This window comes from Ruegeria sp. BHSA162 (assembly GCF_059613385.1).
On sequence record NZ_JBXWSK010000022.1, the window covers coordinates 33075 to 46597 of the forward strand.

Genomic DNA, 13523 nt, shown 5'->3' on the forward strand with positions numbered 1-13523 from the left:
GTCAGCGGCCCCGTATCACCATCAATTCGCCAATGTTTTCGCGGGTGATGTATCCGACCATCTGACCGGTCTTGGTGCAGACCGCCACGGCCGGTGCGCCACCATGGAGACCATCCAGAACGGCTTCGAGCCCACTGGTCAGGGCCACCCGGGGGATTTGCTCTTCCATGACCGAGGTCGCGGGTTCCGACCGGGGGTGATCGCCGGCTAGCGCGGCAAACAGCCGATTGCGGGTCACAAAGCCCAACAGCTGCCCGTCTGCGCCCAAAACCGGGAACTCGTGCTGAGTTGTTTGGATCACGGCCTGGGCCGCCGTTGCCAACGTGTCTTGGGGGGTCAGCGCGTGGAATTCGGTAATCATCGCGTCGCGAGCCAGCACGCGGCGCGCCACCGAGCGTATTGCTACATCCTGACTTTCTGCATTTGCTGCGATGAAGACGAAAACCGCGATCAGAACCAGGATCGGGTTACCGGTGCTGAGCCCCAGAAACCCGAACCCGACGGCCACGGCCTGGCCAGCAAAGGCGGCGGCCCGTGTGGCCCTGACCCTGTCCATCTTCAGGCAGAGCAGGGCGCGGAACACGCGGCCGCCGTCCATCGGAAACGCGGGGATCAGGTTGAACACCGCGAGGAACAGATTGACGTAGGCCAGCCGGCTCAGCAGGTCGACGCGGGTCGAGTCGATTTGCGCCAGCGTTTCAACCTGCATTCCCGCACCCAGAAGGACAAGTATGCCCCAGATGACGACGTTGACCGCTGGGCCAGCCAATGCGACGGCAACTTCTTGCATCGGCTTTTCCGGCATCCTCTCGAGGCGGGCCAAGCCGCCGATGGGCAGCAGAGTGATGTCAGGAGTGCGAATGCCATACCTGCGGGCCATCAGCGCATGACCGAACTCATGGGCAACCACGCAGGCAAACAACGCCAGAACAAAAACGATGTTGTCGATGGCTGCTGGCCACCCACCGTCAGAGTAGGCGGCAAAGCCGACCCAGGCCAGCAGCAGGAAGAAGGTGACATGGACCCTCAGTTCCGATCCGAGCAATCGGCCGACGGCGAAGGACCATGTCATGACGTGCCTCGCTGGAGATTAGAACGGGATTTCGTCGTCGTCGATGCCGCCTGATGCCGGTGCCGGTGCGCTGGACTGTGCGGCGTAGGGCTCGGAGTATCCGCCGCTGTCCTGGCCTCCTCCGTAACCGCTGCTTTGGCCGCCACCGTATCCGCCGCCCTCATTGCGACTGTCCAACAGGGTCAGTTCACCGCGGTAAGGGCGCAGAACGACTTCGGTGGAATAGCGATCCTGTCCGGACTGATCCTGCCACTTGCGCGTTTCCAGTTGGCCTTCGATGTAGACCTTTGACCCTTTGCGCAAATACTGCTCGGCGATGCGGACGAGCGGTTCGGAAAAAATAGCGACTGTGTGCCACTCGGTCCGTTCGCGGCGTTCACCGGTATTGCGGTCTTTCCAGTTCTCCGAGGTCGCGATCCGTAGGTTGCAGACCTTGCCACCGTTCTGAAACGACCGCACTTCGGGATCGCGCCCGAGATTGCCGACCAGAATGACTTTGTTGACTGAACCTGCCATGGATTTCCCCGTTTTTTGACTAGCTTGATGGCGCCCGAATCTGACGCTGAGTTCACCTGAAACCCTATACGTCCTGCGCCCGGGTTGGAACACGGTTGATGCCCGGAATGCCACCCGGAAAATCAGTGTTTCCTTAACCAAGCTTTCATTTCTGCCTGAAATACCTATAATCCGAATGATTGCTGAACGAGCGGGATTGCTTGAATGCGTTGTCTGTTAAGTGGTTTTTCAATTGCATGCCTCGTTCTGGCGTCGACGCCGCTGAGCGCAGATGTGCTGTCGACCAAGAATCGCAAAGATATCTTTTTGAAGCAGGCCAAGATTCTGGACACGCGGGCCGCCAGCCAGTATCGCGACTCTGAACGGCTGAAACCGAAAACGCCGGACGGCAGTTTCAAAAAGCGCTATTCCGGCAAGTACCGTGGTGAATACCTTGCCATGGCGCGCCAGGCAGCGCGCAAGCACAACGTCCCGGAAGAACTGTTCCTGCGTCTGGTTCAACAGGAAAGCGGTTGGAACCCTCACGCCAAGTCGCACAAGGGCGCTTTGGGCCTCGCGCAGCTGATGCCCCAAACCGCCAGGCTGCTGAACGTGAACCCGCATGACCCGAAGCAAAACCTTGAAGGCGGTGCGCGGTATCTTTCGTGGCAATACCGCAAATTCAAGTCCTGGCGCCTCGCGCTGGCAGCTTACAACGCCGGCCCGCAAGCGGTGGAAAAGCATGGGGGCGTGCCGCCCTATGCCGAGACGCAGAATTACGTCAAAGTCATCTGGGGCGGCTGATACAATAGCTGCTCAAAAAAAACCGGCCCAAGGCCGGTTTTTCTTTGGGCGATCACTCAGCCGCTATTTTGATAACCGGCTCCATCTTCGCCAGTGTTTCGGTGGACAGATGACACTTGACCTGGTGTCCGTCAGCCAGCGTCTGGACCGGCGGAACCTCTTTTTCGCACAATCCGCCCGCAACCTCGGACTTCCACCGGCACCGGGTTTGGAACGGACATCCGGGCGGCGGGTTCATCGCCGAAGGAATGTCGCCCTCAAGGACGATGTGTTTCTTTTCGACCGAGGTATCGGCGATGGGAACCGCGCTCAGCAGCGCCTCGGTATAGGGGTGATAGGGCGGCGAGAAGACTTGATCGGTCGTGCCCAGTTCGACCACGTGGCCCAGATACATCACCATGACGCGGTCGCTGAGGTAGCGCACGATCGACAGGTCGTGGCTGATGAACAGCAGTGTCGTCTTGTGTTCGCGCTGGATCTCCATCAACAGATCGGTCACGGCTGCCTGCACCGACACATCCAATGCCGAGACCGGCTCGTCCGCGACGACGATCCGGGCGTCCCCTGCAAAGGCACGGGCTATCCCGACGCGCTGTTTCTGGCCGCCTGACAGTTGGCGCGGCATACGGTCGGCAAACGCGCGCGGCAGCTTCACAAGGTCCAGCAACTCGAGCATCCGTTGCTTGCGTTCGGCCTCCGAGTTTCCGACGCCGAAGATTTCCAGCGCGCGGATGATCTGACGTCCGACCGTCATCGACGGGTTCAGCGTATCGAACGGATTTTGAAAGACCATCTGAACTTCGCCGACGGTCTTGGCATCCCGTTCTTCGATCGGCAAATGCTCGATATTGCGGTTGTCCAGCAGGATCTGCCCGTCGGTCGCCGTCTCCAACCCCATGAGAACCTTGGCAAACGTGGATTTGCCGCAGCCGGACTCGCCAACGATGGCCAGCGTTTCCGATTCATGTGCGTCGAAGCTGAGGGTTTCGTTGGCCTTGACCACCTTCTTCTCGCCCCCACCGAACAGAGCGTTTGCGGCCACCTCGTAGTATTTCTTGAGGTTATCCATCTTCAGAACGGTCTTGCCGATCGGCGCTTTTTCTTTTTGCTCTGCAACCGTGATGGGCGCATTCCAGTCGATTTCCTGGAACTTCAAGCAACGCGTATGGTGGCGGTCATTGCCGGGGACCGGGAACATCTGAATGTCCTGCGCGTCACAGCGCCCTTCCTCGAAATAGTCACATCGCGGGCCGAAATTGCAGCCGGGTGGGCGTTCGTGCGGCAACGGGAAGTTGCCGGGGATTGCAACCAGCGGGCGCGAATTCTTGTCCGCGCCGGGCAGGGGGATCGAGCGGAACAGCGCCTGAGTGTAGGGATGCTGCATCTCATCAAAGACATCGTGGATCGAGCCACGTTCGACCGCCTCGCCGGAATACATCACGCACAAGCGGTCACAGGTCTCTAGAACCAGGCCCAGATTGTGCGAAATGAACAGCATCGAGGTGCCGTATTTCTTGCCCAGATCCTTGACCAGTTCCACCACGGCGGCCTCGACCGTCACGTCCAGCGCGGTTGTCGGTTCGTCCAGGATCAGAAGGGACGGCTTGGACATCAGGGCCATCGCGATCACGATGCGCTGCTGCTGGCCACCGGACAGCTGATGCGGAAAGCTGTTCAGCATCCGCTCGGGGTCCGGCAGGCGCACATCCGTCACCACTTCCAGAGCGCGGGCATAGGCCTCTTCTTTGCTGACCCCTTCGTGGATCATCGGCACTTCCATCAGCTGTTTGCCGATCTTCATCGCGGGGTTCAAAGAAGCCATCGGCTCTTGATAGATCATCGCGATCTCATTGCCGCGAATGTCCCGAAGTTCTTCCTTGTTCATCTCGCTAAGGTCACGGCCCTTGAATTTGATCGAGCCGCCAACGATCCGACCATTCTTGCCAAGGTCCTGCATGACACCCAAGGCGACCGTCGACTTGCCGCAGCCGGATTCACCGACCAGCCCGACAGCCTCGCCGGGCTGCACACTGACCGAAAAATCCATCACGGCCGGTATTTCCCGCAAGCGGGTAAAGAACGAAATCGAGAGCTTGTCGATTTCGAGGATCGGCCCGTCGTAATCCGCCAGTTTGTTCATCTTGCTTGCTCCTCGCCAGCACTCGGGGGATCCCCTTCATCTGGCTAAAAATATCCTGGTGGGGGCCGGGGGCAGTCCCCCGGCCGCTTTCACATCAGTCCTTCAGGCTTTCTTCTCGCAGGCCATCCGCCAGCAGGTTCAATCCCAGAACCAGTGACAACAGCGCCAGTGCCGGCGGCAGTGCAGGGTGCAGGTAGATCGACAGCAGCTTGCGTCCTTCGTTGATCGTGGACCCCCAATCCGGGCTTTCCGGCGGCAGGCCCAGTCCAAAGAACCCCAAGGTCCCCAAGAGGATGGTCGTGTAGCCGATGCGCAGGCAGAAATCGACGATCAGCGGCCCGCGGGCGTTGGGCAGGATTTCCCAAAGCATGATGTACCAGGGGCCTTCGCCGCGCGTCTGCGCCGCGGCCACGTAATCGCGTGTCTTGATGTCCATGGCCAAGCCGCGCACGATGCGGAACACCGTGGGCGAGTTGACGAAGACAACCGAAACGAACACGACCAGGATGCCACCAGGAATGTCGAACAGATCCAGATAGGTCGGCAGACCCCAGATGCTGTAGTCGTCCGTGCGGATGACGTATCCCCCGGTCGAGATCAGCGACAGGTACAGCCAGATCGCGATACCCAAGACGCCGATCAGCAGCGGCGTACGGAATTTCGGCCGGGTGTAGTAGCGCGAATTCAGAAGGACACCGATGAAGAGGATCGGGAACACGAACAGGACTGCGGCCATATAGTTCGGCACGCCGGTCGCGACGATTTCCGGTGTGACCAGCAGGTAGAACAGCAGGATGACCGGGAACGCCAGGATCAGATTGGCGAGGAACGACAGAAACGTGTCCAGCCGCCCGCCATAATACCCGGCGGGCAAGCCCAGCGTGATCCCGACCATGAAGGCAAACATCGTGGCCAGCGGAGCAATCTGTACGACGATCCACGCCCCCTTGACCATGCGGCTGAATACGTCGCGGGCAAGGTTGTCGCCGCCCAGCAGATACCAGGCGAACTCACCGTCCTCGGCATTGGGCAGGGGGGTGCCAGGCACCTTGTTCTTCATGCCGGAAACCTGGACCAAAGGATCATGTGTCACGATAAGGTCCAAAGCCCCGAAGATGCCGGTGAAAACCCAGAACATGACCAGTCCAAAACCGATCATGCCGATCGGGCTGTCGAAAAGCTTGCCGTACAGGCCAAGGCGCCGTTTGAAGGCAACCGACATCGCGAAAAGAATGATCAGCGACAGCCAGACCGGCAGAAATTGCTGCGAGATCGCGCCGATAATCCCGGCCCCAGTGCCCAGGAATATTCCCAGCAGCAGGTAGGCGACCACCGTCGCGATGCTGGCCAGGAAAGAATACCACAGCGCGGATTGCGTCAGGTTCCTGAGGCCGCCGCCCGAACTGACGGTGCCATCCGCATTCACGCTGACTTGCGTCTCGGGCAGCAGAATGCTTGCCAGGATCCAGACAACGACGGATACGACCAGCGCAGCCAGGGCGATCATCATGATCGGGTTCAGAAAGGCGATAGAGCCAGTCCAGCTCAGAGGTTCCATGGTCTATCCTCCCTTATGAAATTCGGATGCGCGGGTTGAGGTAGACATAGCCGATATCCGAGATCAGCTGCGTCACGAGCACCACGAAGACCGACACGACCGAGATCGCCAGCAGAAGCTGGATGTCGTTGTTCCCCGCGGCCTGCACCAGCGCCCAGCCAAAACCTTTGTAGTTGAACAGGGTCTCGACGATCACGACGCCGTTCAGCAACCAAGGGAACTGCAGCATGATGACCGTGAAGGGCGCGATCAGCGCGTTGCGCAGGGCGTGCTTCAGAACGATATTCCCGAAGGACACACCTTTCAGGCGCGCGGTCCGAATGTATTGCGCGGTCATCACCTCGGTCATCGAGGCTCGGGTCATCCGCGCAATGTAGCCCATGCCGTAAAGGGCAATTGTCAGGACCGGCAGGAAGAAATTCTCGAAAGTCGGGTTTTCCATGGCCTGTGTGGCCGTGCCCTTGAACCATTTCAGACCCACGGTTGACGAGGTGAAGATAGCGATGAAGATCACGCCCGACACGTATTCCGGCGTGGCCGTCGTGATGATCGAAAACGTGGACAGGGACCGGTCCAACGCAGACCCCTCGCGCATGCCGGCCAGCACGCCAACCAATAGGGCGGTCGGGATCATCAGCACCAGCACCCAGAACATCAGGTAGCCGGTGTTGCCCAGCCGCTTGCTGACGATCGTTCCGACCTCGTCCTTGAAGACGGTGGAATAGCCCCAGTCGCCCTGAAGAATGCCGCAATAGCGCGGTGTCGTTTCCGGAGTAGAGCCGGGACGAGTGCAACTTCCCACGAACTGACCATCCGGTAGCGTGTTGGTGAAACCGGGCACCACCCCCAGCCATTGACCGTATTTGACCAGCGTGGGCTGCATGTATCCGCGGTTCTCAAGCCAGGTGACGACCTGCTCATCGGACATACGCTGGTTGCCCTGCGTCTTGGCCAGTTTTTCCAGGTTTGGATAGAGGTTGGTCAGGAAGAAGACCACGAAGGTCAGGCAGAGTGCCGTCAACAGCATCACGCCCAATCGTCGAAGGATGAAGAGTCCCATGTTGGCCCCTGTTGTTCGGGTTCTCCGCAGATCAGTGGACCATTTTCTGGCCTCGGACGTCCGACCCCGCGTCGGTGTGTCTGCGGCTGGAAAGGGGCGCCCGCATTCGGGCGCCCCTTGAAAGGTTCAGGTCGGGATCAGGCCGCCCAACCCCATTTGTAGTGATGGTGTTCGAACGACACATGCATGTCGGTTCCGACCAGACCGTCCTTCATGTGACGGTACAGCGACCGCCAATAGGGTTGGATGGTTACGCCTTCTTCCTGGATCATTGCTTCGCCCTTGGCCACGATTTCGCGGCGCTTGTCGGCATCGGCAATGGCCAGAGCTTCGGTCAGCAGGGCATCAAACTCGGCATTGGACCAGCCGAACTCGTTCCAGGCCTCGCCGGTGCGGTAGGCCAGTGCCCAGATCTGAACGCCAAGCGGACGGTGGTTCCAGTTGGTCGAGCTGAACGGGTATTTCGCCCAGTCGTTCCAGAAGGTGTTGCCGGGCAGAACAGTCCGCTTGACCTTGATGCCGGCGTCGCGCAGCTGGGCTGCCACGGCATCGGTGGTGTTGCGGCGCCAGTCGTCGTCGATCGAGATCAACTCGTGCTCGAAATCGGCCATACCGGCCTCTTCCATCAGCTTGCGCGCGCCTTCCGGGTCAACTTTCTGCGGCGGCAGTTCGTAGTAATCCGGGTGGATCGGACCGACGTGGTGGTTTTCCGCAGGCGAGCCGCGACCACCGTAGCCAAGCTCGAGGCAGACCGAGTTGTCCACGGCCATCTGCAGCGCCTGACGCACACGTTTGTCGGCATAGACCTTCTTGCCGTCCACTTCCGCAAGCTGGTTCGGGCGGATCACGATGGTGTTCATCGTGACAACCTCGGACTTCACGTAGCCCAAGCTGTCCATCACGTCGATGAATTCACCAACCGATTCATACAGCATGTCGACTTCGTCCGATTCCAGAGCCGCCAGCCATGCCGACGGATCGGTGCCGTAGTCGATGTACTCAATGCGATCCAGGGCCGGACGACCGAATACGGCTTCGCCCCACCAGGTGTGGTTTTCGTTGCGTACAAGCGCGGCTTTCACACCCACTTCCAGCTCTTCGATCAGGTAGGGGCCGGTGCCCACGTTGTTTGTCAGGTCCGTTTCGCTGAACGAGCTGTGGATGATCGCGGCCGGATAGTCTGCCATGCCCGGGATCAACGAGATGTCCGAGTTCGGCAGGTTCAGCTTGACGGTGTGCGAGTCCACAACCTCGATCGCGCCTTCTATTGCCTGGCCGGTATCTGCGTCGACCAGCGTGGCAAAACGGCCTGCCATCGAGTTCGTTTCCGAGCTCTTGTCGCACCAGCGCGCGATGTTGCGTGCCACGTCTTCGGCGGTGAAATCGTCACCGTTGTTCCACTTGACGCCCTGACGCACCTTCAGCGTGTAGACGGTCGCATCGTCGTTGACTTCCCAGCCCTCCAGCAGCATGCCGCGGAATGTGCCGTCCGAGTTGTACTCGACCAGGTATTCCAGCGTGCCTCGAGTGACGTTGGCGATCTGCGACCAGTCATAGGTGCGCGGATCCTTCAGCGCGCGAACTTCCTGCTGAACGCGCAGGGTGCCACCTTCTTTCTTGGCGTCTTCGCCCGCGGCCTTGGCGGGTGCGGTCAGGCCGACCATGCCGTATGCGGCCGCGGCAGTGACACCAAGGCTGGTCGTGCGCGTCAGAAACTCGCGGCGGCTCAGCTTGCCGTCCCGATATTCCTGGGCGTGCATTTCGGCGGCCCAGTGCATCGGGGCTCCGGTCAATGTCTTGGTTTTCATGGATGTCTCCCTGTGAGATTATTATGGGTATTTGTTGGTCCCCGTCGAAGCCAGACAGCGCCGAGCAAGGTCATTTTGGATGTAGTTTTTTGAATTCTGTGCATCCCCATGGGTTCATTCGGCACCAGATTCCAATTTAGGTCAATGTTCGAAATCGTCATCAAGTGCACAAAAACGACATTTGCAGAGAAACCTGAGCCGCGGTCGCCGGGGCTGCTATCGGCAAGTCTGATTCTGGAACTTGTGATTCCCTTTTCCGACGGGTTTTGGCTTAAAACCCCTTATGTGACTGAAAATAAATGACTTCGGACGAAGTTTTGGTGCGATGTCAGTGATTCACTCAGCCTTGGCTCGGATCGACGTTGTGCCATTGCTTCATCCGGGCACGGCACCACGTGCGCTGGCGTTTGGCGTACTGGCGTGTCGCAATCGTTGCTCTTTCGCGGGCGTCCGCCAAGGTCATTCGCCCCTCGATATGGGCCATCAATTCAGGTACTCCGATGGCCTTGCACGAGGGCAGGTTCGGGTCGTATCTGTCGCGCATCGCCGCAACTTCGTCCAGGGCACCCGCCTGCAACATCTGGTCAAAGCGCGAATTGATGCGCGTGATCAGCCAGTCTCGCTCGGGCGTCACGACGATCGGAAACGCTTGATCCAGGGGCAGCAGCGGTGGCGGCGTGTCGTCCTGCCAATCCGCCAGGGTCCGACCCGTGGCTTGCTCGACCTCCCAGGCCCGTTGCAAACGGGCGCGGTTGCGCGTGTCGATCCGGTCCCGTGTCCTTGGATCAATCCCGGCCAGAAGCTCGGGCAGGGGGATCGCGTCCGCAGTCTTGCGCAACTCGGGCGGCGTTGCCGGGATGTCTGCCATACCTTCCGTCAGCGTCGAAAAGTAGAGACCTGTTCCGCCCACGATGATCGGACGCGGCGGCCCTGACAAAATAGCCCGCACCTCGCGCAGCCAGTGGCCGGCCGAATAGTCTTGATCAAAAGCGACATGGCCATAGAGAGCGTGTGGAGCCCGAGCTTCTTCGTCGATCGAGGGTCGGGCAGAAATGATGCGCCAGCAGTCATAAACCTGGCTGGCATCGGCATTGACGATGATCCCGCCCGCGTGTTCGGCAATCTCCAGCGCAAGGGCTGATTTGCCCGATGCGGTCGGCCCCATGATAAGGACCGGCAGATCGTCGGGAATGGGCGGCAGACTGTTCAGCAAATTGCGCGCTGTGTTTTCAGCCATGAGTGTTTGCCCTGTTCCTTGACCATCCGCATTGAACCCGCGGTGGTTTTGCTTCATTTTGCGCCGGAAAACAAACCCGTGCCAGCCCGGAGCGCAACATGAGCCTTTCTTCCACCAACACAACCGCCGAAACCCCAAAAACGACATACAAACGCGTCATGTTGAAAATCTCGGGTGAGGCGCTGATGGGGGATCAGGGATTCGGGCTGCATCCGCCGACTGTCCAGCGCATCGCGCAGGAGGTGAAGTCGGTGCATGATCTCGGGGTCGAGATCTGCATGGTCATCGGCGGAGGGAATATCTTTCGCGGCCTGTCCGGTTCGGCCCAAGGGATGGAACGGACCACGGCCGACTACATGGGCATGTTGGCGACCGTGATGAACGCGCTGGCCATGCAATCCGCGCTTGAGGGCCTGGGTGTCTTCACCCGGGTGATCTCGGCCATCCGCATGGACGAGGTGTGCGAGCCCTATATTCGCCGCCGCGCTGTGCGCCACTTGGAAAAGAAACGGGTTTGCATCTTTGCGGCTGGAACCGGCAACCCGTACTTCACCACAGATACCGCAGCGACGTTGCGTGCCAACGAAATGACCTGCGAGGCCATCTTCATGGGCAAGAACGGGGTCGACGGCGTCTACGACAAGGACCCCAAGGCACATTCGGACGCTGTCCGCTATGACTCGGTGACCTATGACGACGTTCTCGCCAAGCGTTTGAAGGTCATGGATGCTTCGGCTATCGCTCTGGCGCGCGACAACAATCTGCCGCTGATCGTATTCGGACTGGACGAGCCCGGCGGGTTCCGCGGAATCCTGGCAGGCGAGGGAACCTATACCAAGGTTCAAGGCTAGCCAAAGACCCGACTCAACAGCCCACATCAGTTTGCCTGGCGCCCGACTCGGTTCGGACGTTAGGTAACCCAACGCCGTCCGGTCTGCTGAAAATGCTCGGTGTGACCGGTATGCGTGTCGCTTTTGCCCGCCGGAAAGTCTCTGGCGGCTGACCGAAAAAACGATCTTTCCCCGATCAAAAGCGCATTAAAATGAGAGGAGAGAGAATGTCCGACAATTCAGATGCCGACTACGAGGTCGGCCAGGACAATATCCAGATCATGGGGCTGGATATTCATAACCCGGTATTTGCCGTGTCTGGCCTGACCATCATCGCCTTCGTCTTCTTTTCGTTGGTTTTCCGCGAGCAGGCTGCCGACTTCTTCGGCTGGTTGCGCCCCGCGCTGACCAACCAGTTCGACTGGGTATTCATGCTTTCGGCCAATATCTTCGTCGTGTTTTCGTTGCTGTTGATCGTGACGCCGCTGGGCAAGATCAGGTTGGGCGGCGACGATGCGAAACCGGACTACAGCTATGCGGGTTGGTTCTCGATGCTGTTCGCCGCTGGCATGGGGATCGGGCTTGTTTTCTGGGGCGTGGCCGAGCCGATCTCGCACTATGGCGCATCACTTGGCGGTGTCGCCGTGGGAGAGGACGGCCTGCGCACCGACTGGGCACCGTTGGGCGCCGGGCTGGAGGATCCCGACGCATCGCGGAAGCTGGCGATGGCAGCCACGATCTTTCATTGGGGCATGCACCCTTGGGCGATCTATGCGGTCGTTGCGCTGGCCTTGGCATTTTTCAGCTTCAATCGCGGGCTGCCCCTGACGATGCGCTCGGTCTTTTACCCGCTGTTCGGCGAGGCCACTTGGGGTCCGCTGGGGCATGTCATCGATGTGCTTGCGGTCTTTGCGACCATCTTCGGTCTGGCGACCTCGCTCGGCCTGGGGGCGACACAGGCGCTGGCGGGTTTGAATTATCTGTTTGATGTTCCGGTGACGGACGGGATGAAAGTGCTGCTGATCGGCTTGATCACGGTCTTCGCCCTGATTTCGGTGATCGCCGGACTGGACAAGGGGGTCAAACGCCTGTCCGAGGCCAACATGGTGCTGGCGGCGCTGCTTTTGTTGCTGGTCCTGATCGTGGGGCCGACCATGGTGATCCTGACCGGTTTCTTCGAAAGCATGATCGAATATGTCGTTGCGCTGCCGGGCCTGTCCAATTGGATCGGTCGCGAAGACACGAACTTCATGCAGGGCTGGACCACCTTCTACTGGGCTTGGTGGATCTCCTGGTCACCGTTCGTCGGCATGTTCATCGCACGTATCTCGCGCGGCCGAACGATCCGCGAGTTCGTGACCTGTGTCATCCTTATCCCGACGCTTGTCGGCGCCCTATGGATGAGCGTTTTCGGCGGAGCTGCTCTGGATCAGGTCATGTCCGGCAATGGGCAGGCTCTGTCCGATGCGGCGCTGGAACTGAAGATGTTCAAGATGTTCGAGGCTTTCCCGATGGCTGGACTGCTGTCGTTCGTCGGTATCGTTCTGGTGGTTGTGTTCTTCGTCACAAGCTCGGATTCGGGTTCGCTGGTGATCGACACCATCACGGCAGGCGGCAAGACCGATGCTCCGACGGCTCAGCGCGTATTTTGGTGCGTGCTGGAAGGGGCCATCGCGGTCGTACTGCTGCTGGGCGGTGGGCTCGGCGCATTGCAGGCCGCGGCCATTGCCACCGGCTTTCCCTTTGCGATCGTGCTGGTCTTGATGTGCGTGTCCATCTTCATCGGTCTGGTGAACGAACGCCGACGCAACTGAGCGTACCGCCACTGACAGAGGGCCCCGGTTACATCACCGGGGCCTTTCATTTATTTCGGACTGCCTTCGAAGAAGCCGACCGAATTGCCATCGGGATCGACCGCATAGAAGAACCGACCGGCCGGGATTTGGATCGGATCCGAGACAACCTGACCTCCGGCAACCTTGACCCTGGCCATGATCTCTTCAGCCGTGCCCTTTGCGGCCAGATGAAGGGTCGGGCCGGTACCATCTTTTGCTGGCTTTCCCGGATACAGATGCAAGGCAACGCCCGTTGCCGGGTCAGCGGGGCGGAACATGGCCATGGGGTTCGGGCCGGATGTGTCGACCGCAAGTTCTGCCCCTGTGGCGTGGACATAGAATTCTACCGCCTTGTCCAAGTCGGAAACGGGCAGTTCGCCCCACACCAGAAAATCCTTTGGAAGATAACTCATCTGAAACCTCTCTTGTCTTGAGTGCCGTGAGTTTGGCATGTGCTGATGACAGAAGCTGGCATCAGACGCCCGGCTTGACCGCGCGGGGTCGGCCGGGCTAACTGACGGCGTTTGGTCCCGTCATCCTCGTGCGGGCTGCCGAACTGCCGCGGCGATACCCGTGGCTGGCTGGAAGACCTGCCATGTATCGGAGTTGTCCGGTGTCATGCGCGGGCGGAACTTCGGAACATTGGGCATGACAACAGAAGGATTGTGCGATGGGCACTCTGGA

Annotated in this window: 11 protein-coding genes; 3 read left to right on the plus strand and 8 right to left on the minus strand. The window is 59.7% G+C overall.

The features are described 5' to 3' along the window. Window position 1 precedes the first annotated feature (1 nt). Complete coding sequence (locus AC2FM5_RS08835; RefSeq protein ID WP_170433020.1) at window positions 2–1072, minus strand: site-2 protease family protein; 1071 nt, start codon at window positions 1070–1072, stop codon at window positions 2–4. An 18-nt stretch (window positions 1073–1090) separates the two neighbouring features. Continuing rightward, complete coding sequence (ssb, locus tag AC2FM5_RS08840; RefSeq protein WP_170338954.1) at window positions 1091–1588, minus strand: single-stranded DNA-binding protein; 498 nt, start codon at window positions 1586–1588, stop codon at window positions 1091–1093. Between the two features lie 204 nt (window positions 1589–1792). Between ssb and AC2FM5_RS08845 the strand changes: the two genes are divergently transcribed. Next, entirely contained in the window at window positions 1793–2371 is a 579-nt protein-coding gene (locus tag AC2FM5_RS08845) for a lytic transglycosylase domain-containing protein (protein WP_093961864.1), read from the plus strand. Between the two features lie 52 nt (window positions 2372–2423). On the opposite strand, the gene AC2FM5_RS08850 is transcribed toward AC2FM5_RS08845, so the two are convergent. The 5 genes from AC2FM5_RS08850 to miaA all read right to left on the minus strand — a co-directional run bounded on the left by AC2FM5_RS08850 (window position 2424) and on the right by miaA (window position 10174). Next, window positions 2424–4511 (minus strand): dipeptide ABC transporter ATP-binding protein, encoded by a 2088-nt coding sequence (locus AC2FM5_RS08850; RefSeq protein ID WP_496735094.1) that lies wholly within the window; start codon window positions 4509–4511, stop codon window positions 2424–2426. 94 nt (window positions 4512–4605) lie between these two features. Continuing rightward, entirely contained in the window at window positions 4606–6069 is a 1464-nt protein-coding gene (locus AC2FM5_RS08855; RefSeq protein ID WP_170366979.1) for an ABC transporter permease, read from the minus strand. A gap of 13 nt (window positions 6070–6082) precedes the next feature. After that, entirely contained in the window at window positions 6083–7129 is a 1047-nt protein-coding gene (locus AC2FM5_RS08860; protein WP_170339518.1) for an ABC transporter permease, read from the minus strand. A gap of 137 nt (window positions 7130–7266) precedes the next feature. Further along, window positions 7267–8937 carry an ABC transporter substrate-binding protein gene (locus AC2FM5_RS08865; RefSeq protein WP_170419167.1) on the minus strand — a complete coding sequence of 557 codons (1671 nt, stop codon included), beginning with the start codon at window positions 8935–8937 and terminating at the stop codon, window positions 7267–7269. Between the two features lie 340 nt (window positions 8938–9277). Next, complete coding sequence (miaA, locus tag AC2FM5_RS08870) at window positions 9278–10174, minus strand: tRNA (adenosine(37)-N6)-dimethylallyltransferase MiaA (protein ID WP_496735097.1); 897 nt, start codon at window positions 10172–10174, stop codon at window positions 9278–9280. 98 nt (window positions 10175–10272) lie between these two features. Here miaA and pyrH point away from each other — a divergent pair, with 98 nt between their 5' ends. Then, window positions 10273–11025 carry a UMP kinase gene (pyrH, locus tag AC2FM5_RS08875; protein WP_170338945.1) on the plus strand — a complete coding sequence of 251 codons (753 nt, stop codon included), beginning with the start codon at window positions 10273–10275 and terminating at the stop codon, window positions 11023–11025. A gap of 206 nt (window positions 11026–11231) precedes the next feature. Then, entirely contained in the window at window positions 11232–12818 is a 1587-nt protein-coding gene (locus AC2FM5_RS08880) for a BCCT family transporter (RefSeq protein ID WP_496735100.1), read from the plus strand. A gap of 50 nt (window positions 12819–12868) precedes the next feature. Here AC2FM5_RS08880 and AC2FM5_RS08885 read toward each other — a convergent pair whose 3' ends face one another. Then, window positions 12869–13252, minus strand: coding sequence for a VOC family protein (locus tag AC2FM5_RS08885; protein WP_170357603.1), 384 nt, complete (start codon window positions 13250–13252; stop codon window positions 12869–12871). Between the last annotated feature and the right edge of the window lie 271 nt (window positions 13253–13523).

Bases quoted from the DNA above. Each gene is read 5' to 3' on its own strand.
- AC2FM5_RS08835 (WP_170433020.1), bottom strand. From the start codon at position 1,072: ATGACATGGTCCTTCGCCGTCGGCCGATTGCTCGGATCGGAACTGAGG.
- ssb (WP_170338954.1), bottom strand. From the start codon at position 1,588: ATGGCAGGTTCAGTCAACAAAGTCATTCTGGTCGGCAATCTCGGGCGC.
- AC2FM5_RS08845 (WP_093961864.1), top strand. From the start codon at position 1,793: ATGCGTTGTCTGTTAAGTGGTTTTTCAATTGCATGCCTCGTTCTGGCG.
- AC2FM5_RS08850 (WP_496735094.1), bottom strand. From the start codon at position 4,511: ATGAACAAACTGGCGGATTACGACGGGCCGATCCTCGAAATCGACAAG.
- AC2FM5_RS08855 (WP_170366979.1), bottom strand. From the start codon at position 6,069: ATGGAACCTCTGAGCTGGACTGGCTCTATCGCCTTTCTGAACCCGATC.
- AC2FM5_RS08860 (WP_170339518.1), bottom strand. From the start codon at position 7,129: ATGGGACTCTTCATCCTTCGACGATTGGGCGTGATGCTGTTGACGGCA.
- AC2FM5_RS08865 (WP_170419167.1), bottom strand. From the start codon at position 8,937: ATGAAAACCAAGACATTGACCGGAGCCCCGATGCACTGGGCCGCCGAA.
- miaA (WP_496735097.1), bottom strand. From the start codon at position 10,174: ATGGCTGAAAACACAGCGCGCAATTTGCTGAACAGTCTGCCGCCCATT.
- pyrH (WP_170338945.1), top strand. From the start codon at position 10,273: ATGAGCCTTTCTTCCACCAACACAACCGCCGAAACCCCAAAAACGACA.
- AC2FM5_RS08880 (WP_496735100.1), top strand. From the start codon at position 11,232: ATGTCCGACAATTCAGATGCCGACTACGAGGTCGGCCAGGACAATATC.
- AC2FM5_RS08885 (WP_170357603.1), bottom strand. From the start codon at position 13,252: ATGAGTTATCTTCCAAAGGATTTTCTGGTGTGGGGCGAACTGCCCGTT.